Consider the following 19,645-nt stretch of genomic DNA (forward strand, 5'->3'; position numbering starts at 1 on the left):
AACGCTTGTTCCTCTTCACAAACTAATGTCTCCGCTCAAACGGGCGCTGACGGCGCCTTTACGGCAACGGCCCCCGCAGGCACCTATACGGTGGCGGTTTGGCCTCCGTATGACCGCAGGGACATCGCCTCCGTCAGCACGGAGGTGACCCTCACATCAAACACGACCCAAGTCGTGACGCTGGAAATGCCCGTAAAGAATGCAACGATTTCCGGACGGCTTGTCGATGCAAACGGCGCGGCGGTTACAGGCTGGATCAACGGTTGGCACCGGCAAAACTCCGCCGGTTCCTCCGACTGGTTTTCCGCGCAAGCCGACAACGATGGATACTATACCGCTTATGCGGTGGACGGTCTTGTCTACAATTTAACGGCCAATGCGAACACCTGGGGGGATGCGGAGGATTCGACGATATGCACTTACACAACGGAGGGGGCACAAACGGTGGAGGCCTCCGCCGCCGCTGACCAGACGGTCAATTTTACCTTTCCCCTCTGTGACTGTCCCATGCAGGTCAACTTGACGAATGAAGACGGCGACATTTTAACCCAGCTTTATGCCGGCGCCCAGGCCAGCCCTGAATCAAGCGGAGATACGGCGGAAGGGGGAGCCGCTTTCCGCGGCAACTGGGCATCGCTGAACGGAGGAACGGGAACCATGCAGGTGGAAGAGGGGGTCGAGTTGTCCTACGATGCCTGGTTTTGGGACGAAGATTATATTCCCGGCGATCCCGTGACGGCCACATGTAGCGGGGATGGCGGAGTGGTTAATCTTGTGGCGGAGACCGTCATCGAAGATGCCGTTTCGGGGGGTTATGTCGATGCCGCAGGTAGCGCGATCACCCTCGATGGTTATACCTGGCTCTCCGTTTATGCCAGTCGGGGGAGACAACACCGCCCCTGCAACGTCACTTCCAGCGGCTACAGCTGTGATCTTTCGGCGGGGAGTTGGAAATTGGGTCACTGGATCAACCCGGAAAGCGGTTACGCCTCGGGGGTGGGTTCCTCGAGCCTTGTCGTTTCGGACAGCGGCGGATTGTCGGAGGATTTGACCCTGTTGCGTGTCGGTTCGATCGACGTCACCGTCACGAACACCGACGGATCGCCGCGGGGCGATGTTTTTGTGCAGGCAAACCCCTATTCCGGCAGTGAAGAGGGTGGGTTCAGCGGATATTTTTACTCCCCCGACGCCTGTTACACGGGGAGTGACGGGATATGCACCATCAAAGTGGGGGCGGCACCAGTTGGGACCACCTATTACCTCACCGCCCATATCCCCTTCAGCATGCAGACCGAGGAAAACATATTCAACCCGGAGGAGGTGGCCGTTACGGTTACCGAAGGGGGGACTACGGCCGCCGCCTTGAGTTTTGTCGAGCCGGACGGCAGTTTTGATGTGGTTGTCACCGAAGGAACTCCCGCCCCGGAAGCTGAAAGTGTCAGCCCTGTGGCCAATGCCACCGTCGACTGTTTTGCCCTGGAGGGCTTCAATTTTTCGGAGGGTGTCGATGATGAAAGCGGCCTGGTCGGTTGTCCCTGCATGACGGGGATCGTTTGGTATGCAGTCGCCTACGGCATGGTGGGGAGCAATCTGTACATGTCGGCGGTGACCGAGACGGAATGCGCGGCGGATTCGACGACTTCGATTCAACTCGCCCTTGACTATGTCGTCACCGTACCGGAGTCGCAAAGTGCCACGATCAGCGACATATCGAGTCAGACGTTGACCCTGACCATGGAAGATGGTTTCAAGGTCGTTTTTCCCCAGACATCCCTTGGCTCTGCCGGGCAGGCCACCTGCACGGCGGATGCGGCCGTCACCCCCTTTACTTCCAATAAACGGCCTGTTTCCTTCTATGGCTATACCGTGGCCTGTTTTGACGGCAACGGCGTTGCGATTACCGATCTTGACGCCGATGCCACCTTCGTTTTGCCCTACAATGCGACGCAGGTGGCCAATCTGGAACTTGAGGAAGACCAGTTGGAGAGCAACTATTTTGACACGTCAGCCGGCGCTTACAGTTTCATCACCACCGCGGCCGTCGATACGGAAGGAGATAGTGTGACCTTTACCCAGGATCATCTGACCGATTTTGCCCTGCTGGGAAATGGCGTACTGGCCGGAGCCAATGGGGAAGATGGGACTTCGGGGACCGACGACGGCGGTGATGACGGTTCCGCGGCGGAAGGGGGGAGCGGTTGCGGTTGCTGGATGGGCGATGATTTTTCGGGGGCGCCCCGGAACGGCTCAGCCGGCCGGCGTTCGTCGGCAGTCCCTCTGGTCCTCATGGTTTTGATCGGCATCGCCTATGTCCGGCGGCGAAGAAGAATCTAATGTAACGATACACGGCTGTGCACCCCTACGGGCGTTGCGCCAAGCCGGCCATCACCAGCGCATAAATTTCCTGGATAATCTCCTCCGCGGTCGGTTTTTCTGTGCCGAGCAGGTATTGGTAGAAAACTTCCTTAAAGCATCCGAGAAGGGATGTCGCCAGGACATGAATATTTCCCTGCCGCACAAAGCCCATCTCCTGCCCCTGCCTTAAACCGCGGCGGATCAAATCCAGAATATCTTCGTAGAATTGCTTGAGCCGATGGTCAAATTCCGAATCGAGCCCAACGGCATCGGAAAAGAGAAGTTTTATATAAGTCGGGTTGTCCAAAAGAAGCCGCGTAACACGCTCCAGGTTTCCCATCATCTGCGCCGGAATCTTGTCCACGGCGTCACGGGGCAGGAGGGTCACCTCGTTTTTCACCTTCTGAAGAATTTCGGCGAGCAGGGCGTCGAAAATTTCCCGCTTCCCCTCAAAATAGAGATAAAAAGTCCCCCGGGCGACATCGGCTTCGTAAATGATGTCGGAAACCTGCGTCCCGTGGTAGCCCTTCTTGCCAAAGGCGACCATGGCAGACTCCAAAAGCTGTTTTTGGCGCTCTTCTTTTGTGTATCGTTCTTTCATAGCGATACTAATTCACTTTTTGCCCTTGCCGACTCCGCTCCCACCTCGCTTTATCCTCCCTATTCGGTCGGCGCTCGGTGGGAACCCTTATCTTTCTATTTGCCTCCTTTGTCAAATTCTGTTACCATCTCGCTGATTTCCCAAGAAAAAACCCATTCGTCCCCGTAACGCGTTATGGCTACTTGCGTAGCGCATATTGGAGGATGATACTCCAGCTGGCCCCCATGCATCGGGGGGAGAAAGTATCGTTCCCGATTATGCGTGAAGCGGTTACAGGCTAAAGACGCGCGTCGAGGCCTTAGTGTATAATCGAACCAAAACCGTGAGGCGTCACTTTGAGCTTTTATCTCAAAAAGTACATGTGGGCCATCAGCCTGGCGGCGGTAGTCCTCTGCTCATACTTTTTGGCAAGGATGGCGGCCAACTTCGTTGCGGCGCAGTTTGAGACGCCGGCCGCCTTGATGGGAGGCAAGGCGGAAAAGGAAGAAACGGTTGTACAGGCTCCGGCGGAAGAAAAAATTATTGCCGGGCCTGAAAGTTTAAAGCCGATTATTGAAAGGAATATTTTTGATTCGCAGGCGACCGGCGAAGTTGCGGAAACGGAAACTGTCCCGGAACAAGAGGTCGATTTAACGGGGGAGGCGAGGCCGACCTCGCTGAAAATCAAGCTGATCTCGACCTTCTCGGTGGGAGGCGGAATGGATCAGCGCTCCTCCTGCATCATCGAAGGGGGAGAGGGAAAGGGGAGGCAGGACGTGTATACCGTGAGCGATCAAAAGCAGTTCGCGCCCGATACAAAGATTGTCAAGATTTTGAACAGCCGCGTGGAATTTGTGAACAAGGGGCACCTGGAATATGTGGAGCTGGAGGATTTCACCAAGGTGGCCTCACTGAATGTCCCCCCCACGCCGCTGGATACGACGGTAATCACCAAGGGGGAAAAAGAGGGGGAGAAAATCGAGCAGGCGGGGGAGGGAAAATTTGTCATCGACCGCGCCGAAATCGATTCAGCCATCGCGAACCTCGACAAATTATATACCCAGATCCGGGCGGTTCCCCATTTCAAGGAAGGGAAACCAAACGGGTTGAAGCTTTTATCGGTCAAGAAAGACAGCGTCTTTGCCAAGCTTGGCTTAAAAAGGGGGGACATTCTTCAAAAGATCAACGGGATGGAGCTGGATATCAAGAAGGGGCTCGAGATTTTCAATCAGTTGAAAACGGAAACAAGCATCACGATTGATGTGGAAAGGGGAGGGGCGCAACAGGCACTTGAATATGAGATTCGTTGACCATACACAAACAAAGAGAGTCCCCTTGTCTCCGCAATTTTCGGAAGCCGTCCGGAGGCGGATTGTCACAAAGGCATATGATTCGGCGGGGACCAAAAATTGCTTCGTCAAAAGGACTCTCTTTGTTTGTGGTTTGTCGGTTCTCCTTCTGCCCCACGCCGTTTTTTCGCAGGAAGAGGCTTCGCCTGCCACAGCCAAGCCTGCTGTCAGTCCGGCCCTCGAAGAAAAATATGGCGGTGAACAACCGGCGGGTGTCCCCGCCGACTCGGGTACGCCACCGGCCGATACGGGGCTGGTCCCTGCGGGACTTACTCCCTCCGAAGAGCTTATCTATCTCAACGCCACCGACGTGGAAATCAAAGACCTCATCAAGCAGATATCCAAGGCCACCGGCACCAACTTTTTAATCGACGACAAAATAAAGGGGAAGATCACCATCATTTCGGAAAAGCCGATGAACAAAGACATGGCCTATCAGGCCTTTCTTTCCGCCCTGCAAGTGATGGGGTACACAACGGTTATAACCCCCGGCGGTCTTGTCAAGGTTGTCGATACGAAAGAATCGATCACCGAGCCGCTTGAAATTTTCAAGGATGAAACGCCGAATACCGACAAGTACATCACCCGGATCGTTCAGGTAAAAAATATCTCGGCCAATGAATTGTCCTCCGTTGTCAAAGGCCTTGTTTCCAAAGACGGAAATCTTTTTGCCTATCCTTCCACCAACTCGCTCATCCTCACCGATTCCGGCTCCAACATCGACCGGATCATGAAAATCATCCGCGAACTCGATCAGGAGGGGCCGCAGGAGGTGATTGAAATCATCCCCATCAAATACGCGGACGCAAAAGATATCACCGAAAAAATCACCTCGCTTTTTGAGGGGGCGGGCGCCACCGGCAAAACCGCCACCACGCGGCGGACATCCCGCCGGGGCGCCGAAGCGGGGGGTGAGCTGGAAGAGACGCCGCAGATTTCGAAGGTCATCTCCGATGACCGCACCAATGCCATCATCATTCTGGGGAGCAAGCGGTCGATTGTCAAAGTCCGTTCGCTGATCGCCCGGCTCGACACGCCGACGGGGGGGGCCGAGGGGGCTATCCATGTCTATTACTTAAAACATGCCAACGCCAAGGAGATGGCGGAGGTTCTTTCTTCCCTCGTTTCGGGGAAGAAGACCGATAAAAGCAAAAAAACATCGGCCACGACGGCTACCTCTGAAACGGCTACTACCACCAAGGAATCGGCGGCGCCGGGGGCCGCGTCGCTCGAATTGACCGGTGAGGTCAAAATCACGGCGGACGAGGGGACCAATGCCCTCGTGATCACGGCGTCGCCCAAGGATTATGAAACGCTCGTCGAGCTGGTGTTGAACAAGCTCGATATCCCAAGGCGGCAGGTTTATCTGGAAGCGGTGGTGATGGAGTTGAGCGTGAATAAATCCAAAACGATCGGGGTCTCCGGCAACATGGGAAATATCTTGAGCTTGGCAGGGGGGGACAAACTGGCCGCCTTTGGCTCCATTTTGCCCACCTTCCCCTCCACCATCGCCAGCATCGCGGGGGCCTCCGGCGGGGCGGCCGGCGGCATCGCCTCGGAGCGAACCGTCAGCTTCACCGACTCCAACGGCGATACCGTTGAAATTCCGGCCGTAAGCGCGATTCTACAGGCATTGCAGTCCGATACCGATGTAAACGTTCTTTCAACCCCCAGCATTCTGACACTCGATAATCAGGAGGCGACGATTCAGGTCGGCCAAGAGGTTCCGGTTCCTTCGGGGACCACGGTCTCCAGCGGCGTCACCACATTTTCCGTCACCCGCGAAGACACCGGCATTATTCTCAAGATCACCCCGCAGGTCTCGGAGAGCAACACCGTTCGTCTGACCCTCGAACAGGAGGTCACCGATGTTATCTCTACCGATGCCACGCTGGGCCCTACACTCACCAAGCGGTCGGTTCAGACGGTGGTGGTGGCCAACGACAAGCAGACGATTGTCATTGGAGGCCTGATTGACGACAGCACCAGCGTGACGACGCATAAGGTGCCATTGTTGGGGGATATCCCCGTTTTGGGGAACCTCTTTAAAAACCGGACCACGGCTAAGGAAAAGACGAATATCGTCGTATTTGTTACCCCCTACATTATTCGGGAGCGGGCTGATTATCTCGAAATTTTAAAGAAGAAGATCGAGGAGCGGAATCTTTTTATCGAGATGAACTACGGCGCCTCCCAGCGAAAGGCCATCCGCGAGTCGATCAAAAATCACGCCAAAGAACTTCTGGAATACAAGACGGCCGTGCGACAGGAGGTTGGCGCCTATTCATCCACCCCTTCCACCACCTCCGACCCGGTGGTTACCCCCGCGACGGAAGAGGGGGTTCGTTACCGGGAAAAATCACGCTAAATCCCCCCTAACCCCCCTTTTTCAAAGGGGGGGAGTACGAATCTCCCCCTTTGTAAAAGGGGGACCAAGGGGGATTTTTAAGTTCTCTGGTCATTCACCCCCAAATGAGGTAAAATTCCTCCGGTATTCGTATGGAAGACAAAAGCCTCGGACAAATTCTTCTCGAACACACGCCGCTGACGCCCCAGCAACTCGAGGAGGCCCTTGTGGTCCAGAGGGAGAAGGGGGCCAGGCTCGGCGAGGCGCTGGTCCAGCTCCGATTTTTAAGGCCGCAGGATATCACCCGCGCCCTCTCCATTCAGATGGGAATTCCCTATGTTTCCGAAATTGCCCCCGACCAGATCCCCAACGATCTTATCGCCAAGGTTCCCATCAACTTCGCCAAGAAAAACGAAATCCTCCCCATCCGGCTGGAAGACGGCCATGTGGTGGTGGCGATGGCCGACCCGGTCAACCACTGGGCGCTGGATGACCTTCATCTTTTGTTCGAACAGCCGGTAAAGCCGGTGATCGGCAGTTCCCAGCAGATCACCGACGCCATCAACGCCTGCTACAACCGCCAGGCGGGGACTGAAGCCGGGGTCATGAGCGACCTCGGCGAAGAGGGGCTGGAGATGACCGATAATCTGGAAGAGGTGCAGGACCTTCTGGAATCGGACGACGAGGCCCCCATCATCCGCCTGGTCAACCAGTTGTTATTCCGCGCCGCCAAACAGAGGGCTTCGGATATCCACATCGAACCGTTTGAAAAGGAGCTGGTCGTCCGTTTCCGCGTGGACGGGGTTCTCTACGACATCATGCATCCGCCGCGGAAGGCGCAAAACAGCATCCTCTCGCGCGTGAAGATCATGGCCAATCTGAACATCGCCGAAAAGCGCCTCCCGCAGGATGGCCGGATCCGCATCAAGGTGGCGGGCAAAGACATCGACATCCGCGTTTCCACGCTTCCCACATCGTTCGGCGAGAGCGTCGTTATGCGGCTCCTCGATCGGAGCAAGGTGCTCTTAAACCTCGACAATGTCGGCCTCGAAGGGGAAAATCTGAAAAAAATCCGTGATCTCATCCATCACTCCCACGGCATTATCCTCGTCACCGGCCCGACCGGTTCCGGAAAAACGACCACCCTCTATGCGGCCTTGACCGAAATCAACGCCCCCGACGTGAAGATCATCACCTGCGAGGATCCGGTGGAATACCAGCTGGAGGGGATCAACCAGTCGCAGGTGAATCCGAAGATCGACCTCACGTTCGCCAATCAGCTTCGCGCCATTCTGCGCCAGGACCCCGATGTCATCATGATCGGCGAAATCCGCGACAAGGAGACGGCCGAAATCGCCGTGCAGGCCTCGCTCACCGGCCATCTGGTCATTTCCACCCTTCACACCAACGATTCCGCCTCGTCGGCCACCCGGTTGATCGACATGGGTGTTGAGCCCTTTCTGATTGCAAGCTCGTTGATCGGCATTGTGGCGCAGAGGCTCGTCCGCACCGTTTGCAAGGAGTGCGCCGAGTCGTACGACCCGAGCGATTTTGAGCTGGAACAGTTGGCCATTTCGCGCGAGGCGACCTCCGGGAGGAGAATCTACCGTCCTCGCGGGTGCGGTGTCTGTCAGGAGACCGGTTATGCCGGCCGGACAGCGGTGCATGAAATCCTGTTGATCGACGACGAAGTGCGCGGGCTGATTACCCACTCTGCCGACGCCATTGCCATCAAAAAAGAGGCGATGAAAAAGGGAATGTTCACTCTCCGCGAGGCGGGAGTTCAGCTGATCTTGAACGGCAAGACCACCGTCGAAGAGGTTCTGGCCCTGACGCAGGAAGATGTGGTGAGAGGATAAATTCCAAATGCCAAATTCCAAACAAAAAGACAAACGACAATGTCAAAATTTTTTTAATTCGTTTGGATTTTGAAATTTGAATTTTATTTGGAATTTGGATTTTGGAATTTGATATTTGTTTTTACGATGGCCGTCTACGCCTACAAGGGAATCGATTCCAAAGGAAAGCAGGTCTCCGGCGTTGTCGATGCCGAAAACGACCGGGCCGCGCGGTTGAAACTGCGCAAGACCGGCGTTTTTACCTCGGAAATCTATCTGGAAGGATCGAAAAAGGGCTTCAGCCTCGGTGGAAAGGGGGGACCGGCCTTTCTTCAGCGGGTCAAAACCAAAGAGCTGGCCCACATGACCCGCCAGCTGGCGACCCTTATGGGGGCCAATATTCCGCTGGTTGACGCTCTGGGGGCCCTTCAGGAACAAGTTGAAAATCCCCTTCTCAAAAAATCGCTTTCCCAAATCAAGGACAAGGTAACCGAGGGATCCCGCCTGGCCGACGCCATGAAGGCCTTTCCCAAAATCTACAACGATTTGTATGTTCACATGATCCGCGCCGGCGAGGCCTCCGGGGCGCTGGAGGGGGTCTTGGGTCGGCTCGCCGATTTCACCGAATATCAGGCTCTGCTCAAAAGCAAGGTGACCAGCGCGATGATGTATCCGGTGATCATGGCTTTGGTGGGGATGTCGCTCATGATGTATCTTTTGATCAGCGTCGTTCCGAAGATCGTCTCGATCTTCGAGGATGCCGAGGCGGTGCTCCCCCTCCCCACGCGGATTCTGATGAACACCTCTTCGTTTACCCAAAGCTACTGGTATTTGATCATCCTCGGCATGGCGCTTGCCGTCTATCTGATCCGCCGATACGCCAAAACGCCCCAGGGGCGCATGAAGATCGACCGGATGTCGCTTAAGGCCCCCATCTTCGGCGAACTTTTCCGCAAGATCGCCCTTTCCCGTTTTTCGCGGACCCTTTCCACCCTCCTTCGGAGCGGCGTGCAACTTTTACAGGCCCTCGATATTGTGAAAAACGTTGTCAACAATATGGTCTTGTCCGAGGCGATAGACAGCACCCAGCACAGCGTGAAGGAAGGGGAGTCGATTGCCGAACCCTTGAGACGGAGCGGCCAGTTTCCCCCGATGGTCATTCACATGATCGCGGTGGGGGAAAAAACCGGGGCGCTGGAGACGATGCTCGAAAAGGTGGCCAATACCTTCGACACCGAGGTGGATACGACCGTTTCCACCATGACCACCCTTTTGGAGCCGCTGATGATTCTGGTGATGGGAGGGGTTGTCTCATTTATTGTGTTGTCAATTCTGCTTCCAATCCTTAAAATGTCCGAACTCTAAAAGGAGGGTTCCCAAGCCGCGCCGCCGGTGGCGGATGAAGCGGCTTGGGAGCGGAGCCCGCAGAGGGAAAAAGTGATTTAGTTAAACGTGAAATAAGATAAGGAGAAACTTATGTTGAAACGATTATTCAAACCGGTAGCACCGGTGGTAAATGACGCGGGCATGACGCTCATCGAAATCATGGTGGTGGTGGCCATCATCGCCGGCATCACCGGCCTTATCGCCGTGAACGTCCTCGGCCGGAAGGAAAAGGCCAACATCGATCTCACCAAAACGCAGATATCCAATCTGCTGAACGCCCTCGACCAGTACAAGCTGGACAACCACTCCTATCCCTCGTCGGATCAGGGGCTGGAGGCCCTTGTCGAAAAACCGTCTTCCGGGAAGGTCCCCGAAAATTATCCCGAAGACGGTTACCTTAAAAAACTTCCGAAAGACGGATGGGGCGAAGAGTTCAACTATGCCAGCCCCGGTTCTCACGGCAACAAGGTGGAGGTCTGGTCCTCCGGCCCCGACAGCGAAGAGGGAAATGAAGACGACATCAACAGCTGGGAGGACACGGAAGATAAGGAATGAGTTCTGCGGAGAAGTCAGCGGACGGTTTGCGGTTCCCTTCAGGCCATCTGGCCGGCGGCACTGCCGCCTTTACGCTCATCGAACTGCTGGTGGTCATCGCTATTGCCGCGGGCATGATGGGGCTTGCCATCAGTTTTGTCGGTGGTTCGTTTAACACCGAGGTCAAAAAAGAGTCATCCCATCTGATCGGCACCATCCGTTTTCTCTACAACCAGTCCGCCGCCAAAAACCGGTATTACCGCCTTGTGTTCGACCTCGACAATCAGGCCTACTGGATCGAATCGAGCGAGGAGCCTTTTTATGTGACCACACAGGCGGAAGACGAGGCGGACGCCAAAAAAACCGGGAAAGAGGAAAAAAAGACGGAAGAAGAGGAAAAAGATGCGGATGAAGAGGGAGAGGAATCAAAGGGATTCTCCACAGCCGAGGAAGAGGAAGAGGGATTCAAGAAGGTGGTTTTCGACAAGGAGGTCCGCATTCGCGACGTCTATGTGGCCCATCAGGAGGGGTTGGTCGCGGAGGGGCAAGCTTGGCTTTATTTTTTCCCCAGCGGCCAGACCGAAATGGCGGTGATTCATTTTTCGAATGAGGAACAGGACGCCAATATGTCGATTGTCGTCAATCCGATCACGGGACGGTGCGCGGTGAAGACGGGATATATCGATTATGAGACTTTGGAAGAAATTGAATAACGTGCTGTTGGCAAGTGTCATTCCCGCGAAAGCGGGAATCCATGACTTCTTGAAACTTCTGGACCCCCGCTTGCGCGGGGGTGACAAAAGCGGAGGCTTCAGCCTCCTCGAAATCCTCATTGCCGTGGCGATTCTGGCGGCATCGTTTACGGCGCTTTTGGCCAGCCAGGGGAGTTCCTTTCTGTCGATGGAACGGGCCGAACGGATGACGAGGGCCACCCTTCTTGCGCGCCAGAAGATGACCGAGATTGAAATGGAGCTGGAAAAGGATCTGGCCAAAAACAAATTCCCCGACCAGGACACGACACAGGAGGGGACTTTCGACGAGCCGTTTGCCGATTTCCGCTGGAAATATGCCGTTTCAAAGGTCGAAATTCCGGTGATGGAGACCGGCGCCGAGGAAGAGAGCGCGATGGTCGGTTCGTATGTCAAAAACATCATGGACCAGCTTTCCAAGGCGGTGCGCGAGGTGAAGCTGACCATTTATTGGGGGGAGGAGGAGACGCCGATCGAGGATCAGCCGCATCTGACGGTGACAACGCATATCGTGAATTTGAAATGAATCAAAAAGGATTCAGCCTCATCGAAATCATGATTGGCGTGGCCATTCTGGCGGGCATGACGATCCTTATTCAGACCACGATGAGCCGGGCGCTTGACGCCCGGAACAAGGCCGAGCGCCGGGATGAGCTTTTCCATTCGGTCAGAATCAGTCTGGGAAAGTTGAACGACGATCTGGCGCAGGCGTTTCTGGCCAATTCGGCCTTCAAGGGGCAGGAGGGAAATTACGCCACCGGAATGATCGGGAGCGATCAGGCGCTCGATTTCTCCACCTTTAGCAGACTCCATTTCCAGAAAAACGCCCATGACTCCGACGCGGCCTCCGTCGGCTATTCCCTCAAGGCAAACGACGCGGGCACATCCGACCTCTACCGCCGCGAGTCGCAATGGCTCGGGGAAAAGGTGACGGAGGGGGGAATTGCATATGCGATGATTGAAAATGTCAAGGAGCTGAAGATTCAATATTACGATTCCAACAAAACGGAATGGGTGGCGGAATGGGATACCACCCAACTCTCCACGCTCAATCGTCTCCCCCAGGCGGTGAAGGTGGAACTTCGGGTCGTTTTCAAGGAGAATGAAGAGGATGAGGAAGAGGCGGGGAAAGAATATTTTTTTACGACGACAATGCCGGTGAATTTATATGCGAATGAGATTAATTTTTAACAAGTCGAAGGTCGAAGGTCGAAGGTCGAAAAATGAAAAAGGCATCGCCCTTCTCATCGTTCTCTCCACCCTCATGGTGCTGACCGCCTCGGTGGTGGAATTCGCCTACAACTCGCGGATCAACTACCGTTTGGCCATACACGCCAAGGAGAGGCTGGAGGCCTATTATCTGGCCAAATCGGCGCTCAATTTTTCGCGTCTGCTTCTCAAATACAACAAGGACGCCGAAAAACTGCTCGAAAGTGCGGGATCGGCAGGGAGTTCCTTCGGCTCCGAGCCGCTCTACCGCCTCATGCCGCTCTCCTCGGAACTGCTCCGCGGGGTTTTAAGCGGCGAATCATCGGGACTGCCCGGCGGGAGCGAGGGAGAGGAGGAAGGAGCGGAAGAGGAGGGCCAAACGGGGGACGAGGGAGAAGAAGAGGAGGAAAAAGCGACGGGGGAGGAGGATATTGAATCGGGTGTCAGCATGGTCTCCAAAGAAGAGGCGGAAAAGTTTTTGAGCTTTGAGGGGGATTTTGAAAGCGAGATCACCGAGGAACAGTCGAAATACGACCTGAACAAAATCGCCTCCCTCGTTTCCACCGCCCCCGCCTACGATCAGCGCAAACAGCTCCTTTATTCGCTTTTGTTGAGTCCCTCCTTCGCGAATGCTTTTGAAGATCAGGAACAGGACGCCGCAACGCTCGTTCACGCCATTGCCGATTGGGTCGATTCGAACGGCCTCGTCAACGAATTCGAAAATATCCAGAGGGGGGACGAAGAAGGCCTCTACAGTGATGCCGGCTATAAGGTAAAAAACGGCAAACTGCTGAACCTCTCCGAATTACGATTGGTTGCCGGCATGACCGACGATATCTATCAGTTGCTTGCGCCGTTTGTGACGGTCTACAGCGCCGATGACAAGTTGAATGTCTGTATCGGCGAACAGGAGGACTTGATCAAGGCGCTGGTTCATCATTACACCAACCATGCCGGTTGTGCCCAGCCGGTGGGCTACGAGGACGAAGAAAAAATGACGGAGCTTGCCACGGCGGTATCCTCGGCCTGCCCCGACCCCGACTCCATGGCGTCCGCCCTCAATTCTACCCTCGGGCTGGTTGATCTGGAGGAGAGCAGTGCGGACTCGTCCGACACGTCCGACTCCTCTTCCAGCTCCTCCACTTCGACCGCCGGCTCCAAAATCGCCGGTTGTGCCTTTCAGTTCAAGGATCTTCTGACCAAGGACAACAAGATTTTCAGAATCAGGGCCACAGGGACGGTGGGGGAGACTTCAGTTTCCATTTCGACCGTGCTCAACACCGGTTCTTCCAACCCCACCCAGTGGAAGTACCTCTACTTTCGGGTGGAGTAGGTCAGTTTATCTCTCCCATTGCCTCATCGTTGACAAAATCACGCCGGAGCAAAGCAAACCGCCGCTTGACCTTTTCCGGCGTCAGGCAGAACGCCGGATCGTTTTTGCTCGCGGCAAGGGTGACTGCCTCCTCTTCCAGGATATCCAGGCACGAACGGCCGTTGCCCTGCGGCTTCAAAAGGGCGGCAATAATTTCCTTCCGGCTCGAAGCGGCGCCGATAAATTCCTTCATTTGCGTTTCATTGTCGCCGGATGAGAGGACGTAATAGAACCCCTGCAAGACCGTTTCCATCTCTTCGGGATTAAGCCGACCCAAGCGGTAAACCGCGTCCATGCGGTAACGGTTGACGATCTGGAAAAGATTCGGCAATGAAAATATCTGGGCAAGCAATAAAGAGTGGGGAGTTTCCTGAAACCAGGTTTCGTAGGCCTCGCGAATTTCATGAAGTTCTGCGCGAATCTTTTCATCCGTAAAACCGGCGCGATTGGCCCAGTAGACGGCATCGTGAAGCATCGGCAGAGCATCATCCAGTCCGGCCGGGCCTTTTTTTTGAGCCGATTCCAGGACCACCGAAAACAATTGCTCCGCATCGTCGACGCAAATGGCCCGTCCCGTTTTTTTAACAACCGGCCTGGTTGTCGAAGTCGGGTAAAAAGTTTTTGACCCGGCAATGGGAGAACCATGCATGAGGTGAACCATCTCGTCTGTCGCTTTCTCGTAAATATCGACAAACTGTTCGCGCTTTGTCTGCTCCCCCTCGTCAACGCATGCCGCTTCAAGACTCGCCGGTTCTTCAAAAAGCGCCAATGCCTCGGCAAAGGGGTCAAGATAACGCGTGGAGGGAATCCGAGTTTGATTGTCTTGCATCATTCTTAAGACTTTCCGACCAACCCCCATCGGTTCTACAATTGGCAATACCAGTCTTCCTGATCGGGATTAGAGACGGCGGGGCAGTTGTCCGCGGAATCATCCACGCCATCCTGATCGGAATCCGACAAGAGCGGGCTGGTTTCCCCCAAATAACTCTCCCAAACGCCGTTTAAGTTTGCGTCCTCCTGACCATCCAACAAACCGTCGCCGTCGGTGTCATTGTTCAGCGGGTCTGTATCCACCCCTTCGTCATAAACCCCATCGCCATGAATCTCATACCAATCCGAAAGACCGTCTTCGTCAGAGTCGGCCAGCCAAGCGGACGTTTCCCCCAAGTCTTCGTCCCATACGCCATTACGATTGTGATCCTCCGCCGGATCGGGGAGGCCGTCATCGTCGCTATCGGCGTCATCCGCCAGCGATCCCGACGTTCCACCGGCCTCATCGTCATCCACGATTCCGTCGAGATCGGCGTCGTCGCCCACGGGGATATTCATCGAAAATTCCGAGGTGTTGTTTTCGCCGTCAAAGACAAGGGCGGTGACGATATCGCCGGCAGAAAAGACATCGATTTCCGGATCTGTTTCGAAGGCATAACCCGAAAGAGAAAAATCGGCCACGAAGTCATCCCCGCCGCCGTAGCCGACTTCGTTTTTCCAATCCTCGTCAGAGACGCGGTAGAGCTCCAAATGCGTCCCGCTTAAAGCCACCCCCCATCCCCAGTAACGGGCGGTTCCACTGGGGTCGGGCACCAGCGGGAACAACTGGAGATGGTCGAGGAAGTTCATCATCTCGTCAGGCCCCGTATCGGAATCGAGCAGATCGTTCAGACTGATGCCATCATCATTGAGATCGATTCCCAAACCTTCCTCGCCATTATTCGAGATGGTGTTGTGGGTGATATGGACGGCGTTTGTTTCCTTTCCCACAACAAAGATTCCCCCTTCTTCGTTTTCCTGAATAACATTCCGGTCATCGTCAAACGAATCGCCGCCGATCAGGACATCGCTTGCCTCCACCCAGATTCCCTGACGATCGTTGGGGCCGATGGTATTTCCGCGAATGGTGTTGCCGCTTCCGTCTATTTCGGGATAATCTTCGACAAAGACGTCCGATACGACAATCCCGTAACGGTTGGGTTCCTCATCTCCCGCTTCGGTTGCGCCAAAACGGTTTTCCTTTACCGTGTTGTCCCGGCCGAACAGGCAGACACCGGCCCCTTTGGAATTGTTGACAAAACTTAAATTCCGGATGACATGCCCATCCGAATAGACATGCAGAATGCACGAGTCGCCCGGTGTGGATCCCCCTGCCCCGAGGTTCCCAGCATCCAGGATAATGTCAATATCGGCTGGACCCTTCACGGTTACGGTTCCCCGGCAGTCTTCCGGAATAACCAGGGGAGCGTCCAGAAGAATGCGGGCCGAAGAATAACCGAAGTCGGCAAAATGAATCGTATCATTGCCGGCATCGTCACAGGCGACCTGAAGTATTTTGCGCAACGTTCCTTCCGCCGATTCGTCATCCGAAAAAACACTTACGGTTCTTTCGGCGCAAAGAACATCAAGCGGGAACAGAAGGGGGACCAGAATCCCGCCCAGAAAAATAGCCGCGTATTTTGTTTGCTTTAGGTTCATATTTTACTCAACCGTTCCTTTCACTTCGATGGCTTGTGTTCCACACTGGAACGACTTGATTTCCAAAGTGCCGTCAAAATTCCCCGCCTCGGTATGGCGGAACAACACGGGAACGGTTATTTCCGTATCCTCCGGCAGGACAAAACTCCTTAAGCCCGGAACAATCTGGCTGTTGGAAGAGGATATTGTAAAACCCAAGGGATAATCGCTTCCGCCAAAGAGCCCTATCATCTTCGAACCGAGGAGAGATGACTTGTTGGAGATCGTCAGTTCTTTGGTCAGCACCTCCTGATCGGCGACGCTCACGGTTCCAAAATCGAGGCTGTCGGGGGAAATATCGCACTTCGGTATCTCCACTCCCCGACCGGTCAGTTCAATCTCGGCGATTTCTTCGGGATTGTTTGAACTCTCAATGACAACCTTGGCGTGGAAACTCCCGTTTCTCTTGGGAATGAACGACACGGGAATCCGGACCACATTTTCCGGCGGAATGTGCGTAAGCGACGAGGGGAACGAGCCGACCTTGAAGACCTCTTTGGAACCAAAGAAATAAGGAAAGACATTTTGCACCGTCACCGAATCGATCAGGGCCACGTCGTCGCCGACATTTTCAATCTCGATATACTGATGCTGGTTGGGGTATTGGCCAAAGGCGTTTCCTTTGCCGAAGTTGATGGAGGCGGTGTTGACCTGAAACTGTGGGTGGAGGGCCTCATTGGGATCGCCCCCTTCGGCGATTTCGGTCCCGTCATCCACGCCGTCACCGTCGGAATCGGAATTATTCGGATCAGTTCCATAGCCGTACTCTTCGGTTTCCGTCAGGCCGTCGCCGTCAACGTCCGTCGAGGAACCGGAAACTGTCAGCGTGATGCCGCACTCCTCGGCCCAATCGGTATAATCGGAACCAAAAAGGGCGCGGACGCGGACACAATATTGCGTTCCCGCCTTGAGGGCGAGGATGCCGTTGCGATATGGAATATTCAGCTTTAAGCCCGTGTCATACGGCATCAGTTCGGTGGCATAGACCTCCCAGGGGGGATAGAAGGGGTTTCCGGTGTCTTCCTTGATATTGACTTCGTAATAGGTCAGGTTCGGATCGCTGATCCCTTCGGTTTCGACGACCAACCCGTGATGCGCGGGGCCTTCGAAATCGGCGGACGAGACGCCGGAAATCTTGACGTCGGAATAAGAAAAAACAACTGATGGCATTGACACCAAAAAGAGCAGAGTCAAAACAAGATTTTTCAAATAAAATTTATTCATCACTGCAACCTACCTCACCGGTTAACGACAGATCATACATTTTCGTAAAAATGATCACGGGTGGATCCTTGTCTTCCGGATAAATAGCCAGACTGTCTTCGGACATATTTATCAGAAGGGAACCCGTTGCGTCGTATTCTGCCCAGGTAAAGCTCAAGTACCAGTCGGAATCGGAACAATCCGTATCCGAACAGGGCGCAATTTCATAATCAAGCGTCTCGACAATCTCGCTGTCTTTGAGCGTCTTTACCGTGCCGGTACTGTAGAATATGATTGAATCGAAGTCATCGAGTCCCCTCGCATTGGAAAGAGAGACAATATAATTGCTGTATACAAGAAAATAGTAGGGAGCAAGCTCCCATCGGGCCACAATCTCTTCAGCGGGACAGGTGGTCAGGATGTTTGTGCCGCAAATACCGTCTCTTTCACGACCGTCGGTTCCGGCGGTGAAGAAGTCTTCATCGTCCGGTTTTTTCTGCAAATCGTAGAAAGTGGAATCCGGAAACTGCAGTTGTAGCCGAGCTTCGTCATCGGCCAGGTAATACAAAACATCCTCATCGAAAGTTTCCGTCGAATTGACGCCTCTCCCCTCTTTGGCAACCGTATAAGTCATGTGAATCGTGTCTGATGAAAGGACTTCATAAGAACCATCGAGGGTCAGATAAATGCCTTCATAATACTGTCTGGTTGTCGCCTGAAAACTGCCGTCCGGCGCGAAGGAAAATATGTTGTCAATCTGCAACACATCATCACCGTCAATAGCGGTCTGCACATACCACGTGCCGACAAGCAATTCATCAACCTGACAGGTTTCAAAAACGGTGGCGGGCAGGGTGTTTTCGTCTGAGTTCCCATCGTCTGGGTTTGTTCCCGTACCATCCATCTGCGCCCCGCCGCAGGCGGTGAAGAGAATAAACGCCATGCCAATGATAAATAGTGTTCTCATTTATTTCCCCTTTTATTAATTTTTCTTAACGGTCTTGCCATTTTGCTCTCCTCGTTTCTTCATTTCTTCTGCCCTTTCCGCCCCTCTGGTCCAGTGTCAGGACCCGACCCCATATCTTCCCATTTATTCTATCTATATTTTTTCAAGATCTCCCTCTAACCATGAATCAAGCTCTTTTTTTGCCGAATCAAGAGAATAACTTATATCAGCGTAAATCTCGTCAAAAGAGACGGATTCTTTTAACACGCTTTTCTTCCAATATCTTTGGCCGTGCCTGTCTTGATAAGCACAAATCCACATGCTGTATAGTGGACTATCTTTGTCGCTCGCATAAATTTCTATTTTTTTCTCAATTGCATCCGACCAGACAATGGATCTGCAAGGCCAATGGCGTTCGTTTTTTGTCATGAATAAATCGTGTTTTTTCACAAATGTGGCCAGCAAGTCGTCCAATTGACGTAATGGAGCCTCTAATTTTTCCCACTCTTGCTGTGTTCCAAAGAAACCGTTTGGCATTTTAACTCCTTTCATTTCAAAGTATCGATCTTTAATGGATCTACTGGAATAGGTTGATGGGTAATAAACTGTGCTCCACCTCCGGGCTGACCATAAGCTGGAGAGACAGTACTACCATAATTTGCGCGCACATTGTTGGCATCAATGGTTATCCTATGCGTCGGTTCAGAAGGCAGAGCTAATCTTTGTTGAGCATCGATGGAAGAGTTAAAATTTTCATTGGTGTAGTATACATTTTTTAATTGACCTTCTGCTGTTGTATTTGGAATTCGTCCTGTCTCTTGAATATATTGTGCTTCTTTTCCCCCGACATATCGATAATATTCTCCCCTGCTTCTACCCCCACCCACCATTCCGGTTTGCGCTCTAAGATTACCATCCTCACCATCATATGGCGTGGCATTTTGTGCATATAATTTTTGCCCGCTAAAGGAACTACGAGTGTCGGCCATCTGATTCATCCTCATTGCCCCCGCCAGTTTATATCCCGCCAAGCCGCCGAGGATGCCGGCCCCAAATGTCACCAAACCTTTCCACCCGCCGGTCGCATAACTCAAACCAACGCCAACAGTGCCCAATATGGCCATCGAGCCGATTTTGCCCACCGCATCGGACAAAACTTTCCCGACACCGCCAAAGAGGGCGCCGCCGAGTCCGCCAAAGAGGGCACCAAACATCGCCCCCTTGACCCCGCCGGTTATTCCTCCACTGATTGCTCCGCCGATCAAACCT

17 protein-coding genes are annotated in these 19,645 nt (G+C 53.9%); 10 read left to right on the forward strand and 7 right to left on the reverse strand.

What is annotated here, in order from left to right; translation table 11 throughout:
- Positions 1-2,334 (forward strand): hypothetical protein (locus HYU99_08710; GenBank protein MBI2340427.1); only part of this gene is annotated, 2,334 nt, incomplete at its 5' end.
- A 25-nt stretch (positions 2,335-2,359) separates the two neighbouring features.
- Here the strand turns inward: HYU99_08710 and HYU99_08715 are convergent.
- On the reverse strand, positions 2,360-2,956 hold the full coding sequence (locus HYU99_08715; GenBank protein ID MBI2340428.1) for a TetR/AcrR family transcriptional regulator: 597 nt from the start codon (positions 2,954-2,956) through the stop codon (positions 2,360-2,362).
- Positions 2,957-3,315: 359 nt separating this feature from the next.
- Between HYU99_08715 and HYU99_08720 the strand changes: the two genes are divergently transcribed.
- From HYU99_08720 to HYU99_08760, 9 genes are all read left to right on the forward strand, one after another.
- A complete protein-coding gene (locus tag HYU99_08720) occupies positions 3,316-4,245 on the forward strand; it encodes a hypothetical protein (protein MBI2340429.1) in 930 nt (309 codons plus the stop codon).
- Between the two features lie 133 nt (positions 4,246-4,378).
- Complete coding sequence (gene gspD, locus HYU99_08725; protein ID MBI2340430.1) at positions 4,379-6,652, forward strand: type II secretion system secretin GspD; 2,274 nt, start codon at positions 4,379-4,381, stop codon at positions 6,650-6,652.
- Positions 6,653-6,783: 131 nt separating this feature from the next.
- Positions 6,784-8,490 (forward strand): type II secretion system ATPase GspE, encoded by a 1,707-nt coding sequence (gene gspE / locus HYU99_08730; protein MBI2340431.1) that lies wholly within the window; start codon positions 6,784-6,786, stop codon positions 8,488-8,490.
- Between the two features lie 126 nt (positions 8,491-8,616).
- Complete coding sequence (gspF, locus tag HYU99_08735) at positions 8,617-9,834, forward strand: type II secretion system inner membrane protein GspF (protein ID MBI2340432.1); 1,218 nt, start codon at positions 8,617-8,619, stop codon at positions 9,832-9,834.
- A gap of 111 nt (positions 9,835-9,945) precedes the next feature.
- Positions 9,946-10,410: a type II secretion system major pseudopilin GspG gene (gene gspG, locus HYU99_08740; GenBank protein ID MBI2340433.1), complete on the forward strand. Its 465-nt coding sequence runs from the start codon at positions 9,946-9,948 to the stop codon at positions 10,408-10,410.
- Positions 10,407-11,102: a prepilin-type N-terminal cleavage/methylation domain-containing protein gene (locus HYU99_08745; GenBank protein ID MBI2340434.1), complete on the forward strand. Its 696-nt coding sequence runs from the start codon at positions 10,407-10,409 to the stop codon at positions 11,100-11,102. The genes gspG and HYU99_08745 overlap by 4 nt, the downstream gene beginning before the upstream one ends.
- Positions 11,077-11,664, forward strand: a complete 588-nt coding sequence (locus HYU99_08750) for a prepilin-type N-terminal cleavage/methylation domain-containing protein (GenBank protein MBI2340435.1) — start codon at positions 11,077-11,079, stop codon at positions 11,662-11,664. The genes HYU99_08745 and HYU99_08750 overlap by 26 nt, the downstream gene beginning before the upstream one ends.
- Complete coding sequence (locus HYU99_08755; protein ID MBI2340436.1) at positions 11,661-12,329, forward strand: prepilin-type N-terminal cleavage/methylation domain-containing protein; 669 nt, start codon at positions 11,661-11,663, stop codon at positions 12,327-12,329. The genes HYU99_08750 and HYU99_08755 overlap by 4 nt, the downstream gene beginning before the upstream one ends.
- On the forward strand, positions 12,313-13,680 hold the full coding sequence (locus HYU99_08760; GenBank protein ID MBI2340437.1) for a general secretion pathway protein GspK: 1,368 nt from the start codon (positions 12,313-12,315) through the stop codon (positions 13,678-13,680). The genes HYU99_08755 and HYU99_08760 overlap by 17 nt, the downstream gene beginning before the upstream one ends.
- Position 13,681: 1 nt before the next feature.
- On the opposite strand, the gene HYU99_08765 is transcribed toward HYU99_08760, so the two are convergent.
- The 6 genes from HYU99_08765 to HYU99_08790 all read right to left on the reverse strand — a co-directional run.
- Complete coding sequence (locus HYU99_08765) at positions 13,682-14,551, reverse strand: hypothetical protein (GenBank protein ID MBI2340438.1); 870 nt, start codon at positions 14,549-14,551, stop codon at positions 13,682-13,684.
- A 32-nt stretch (positions 14,552-14,583) separates the two neighbouring features.
- Entirely contained in the window at positions 14,584-16,188 is a 1,605-nt protein-coding gene (locus tag HYU99_08770) for a right-handed parallel beta-helix repeat-containing protein (protein MBI2340439.1), read from the reverse strand.
- Positions 16,189-16,191: 3 nt separating this feature from the next.
- On the reverse strand, positions 16,192-17,397 hold the full coding sequence (locus tag HYU99_08775; protein MBI2340440.1) for a choice-of-anchor D domain-containing protein: 1,206 nt from the start codon (positions 17,395-17,397) through the stop codon (positions 16,192-16,194).
- Between the two features lie 46 nt (positions 17,398-17,443).
- The gene (locus tag HYU99_08780; GenBank protein ID MBI2340441.1) at positions 17,444-18,397 is read right to left on the reverse strand and encodes a hypothetical protein; all 954 of its coding nucleotides are present in this window, start codon (positions 18,395-18,397) and stop codon (positions 17,444-17,446) included.
- A gap of 132 nt (positions 18,398-18,529) precedes the next feature.
- A complete protein-coding gene (locus tag HYU99_08785) occupies positions 18,530-18,913 on the reverse strand; it encodes a hypothetical protein (GenBank protein ID MBI2340442.1) in 384 nt (127 codons plus the stop codon).
- Positions 18,914-18,924: 11 nt separating this feature from the next.
- Positions 18,925-19,645, reverse strand: a 721-nt coding sequence (locus HYU99_08790; protein ID MBI2340443.1) for a hypothetical protein, incomplete at its 5' end; no start/stop codon positions are given.

It is taken from the genome of Deltaproteobacteria bacterium (genome assembly GCA_016183175.1).
Classification (GTDB): domain Bacteria; phylum UBA10199; class UBA10199; order UBA10199; family SBBF01; genus JACPFC01.

Coding starts and splice junctions, on each gene's coding strand:
- HYU99_08715 (MBI2340428.1), bottom strand. CDS start 2,956: ATGAAAGAACGATACACAAAAGAAGAGCGCCAAAAACAGCTTTTGGAG.
- HYU99_08720 (MBI2340429.1), top strand. CDS start 3,316: ATGTGGGCCATCAGCCTGGCGGCGGTAGTCCTCTGCTCATACTTTTTG.
- gspE (MBI2340431.1), top strand. CDS start 6,784: ATGGAAGACAAAAGCCTCGGACAAATTCTTCTCGAACACACGCCGCTG.
- gspF (MBI2340432.1), top strand. CDS start 8,617: ATGGCCGTCTACGCCTACAAGGGAATCGATTCCAAAGGAAAGCAGGTC.
- gspG (MBI2340433.1), top strand. CDS start 9,946: ATGTTGAAACGATTATTCAAACCGGTAGCACCGGTGGTAAATGACGCG.
- HYU99_08745 (MBI2340434.1), top strand. CDS start 10,407: ATGAGTTCTGCGGAGAAGTCAGCGGACGGTTTGCGGTTCCCTTCAGGC.
- HYU99_08750 (MBI2340435.1), top strand. CDS start 11,077: ATGAGACTTTGGAAGAAATTGAATAACGTGCTGTTGGCAAGTGTCATT.
- HYU99_08755 (MBI2340436.1), top strand. CDS start 11,661: ATGAATCAAAAAGGATTCAGCCTCATCGAAATCATGATTGGCGTGGCC.
- HYU99_08760 (MBI2340437.1), top strand. CDS start 12,313: ATGAGATTAATTTTTAACAAGTCGAAGGTCGAAGGTCGAAGGTCGAAA.
- HYU99_08765 (MBI2340438.1), bottom strand. CDS start 14,551: ATGATGCAAGACAATCAAACTCGGATTCCCTCCACGCGTTATCTTGAC.
- HYU99_08770 (MBI2340439.1), bottom strand. CDS start 16,188: ATGAACCTAAAGCAAACAAAATACGCGGCTATTTTTCTGGGCGGGATT.
- HYU99_08775 (MBI2340440.1), bottom strand. CDS start 17,397: ATGCCATCAGTTGTTTTTTCTTATTCCGACGTCAAGATTTCCGGCGTC.
- HYU99_08780 (MBI2340441.1), bottom strand. CDS start 18,397: ATGAGAACACTATTTATCATTGGCATGGCGTTTATTCTCTTCACCGCC.
- HYU99_08785 (MBI2340442.1), bottom strand. CDS start 18,913: ATGCCAAACGGTTTCTTTGGAACACAGCAAGAGTGGGAAAAATTAGAG.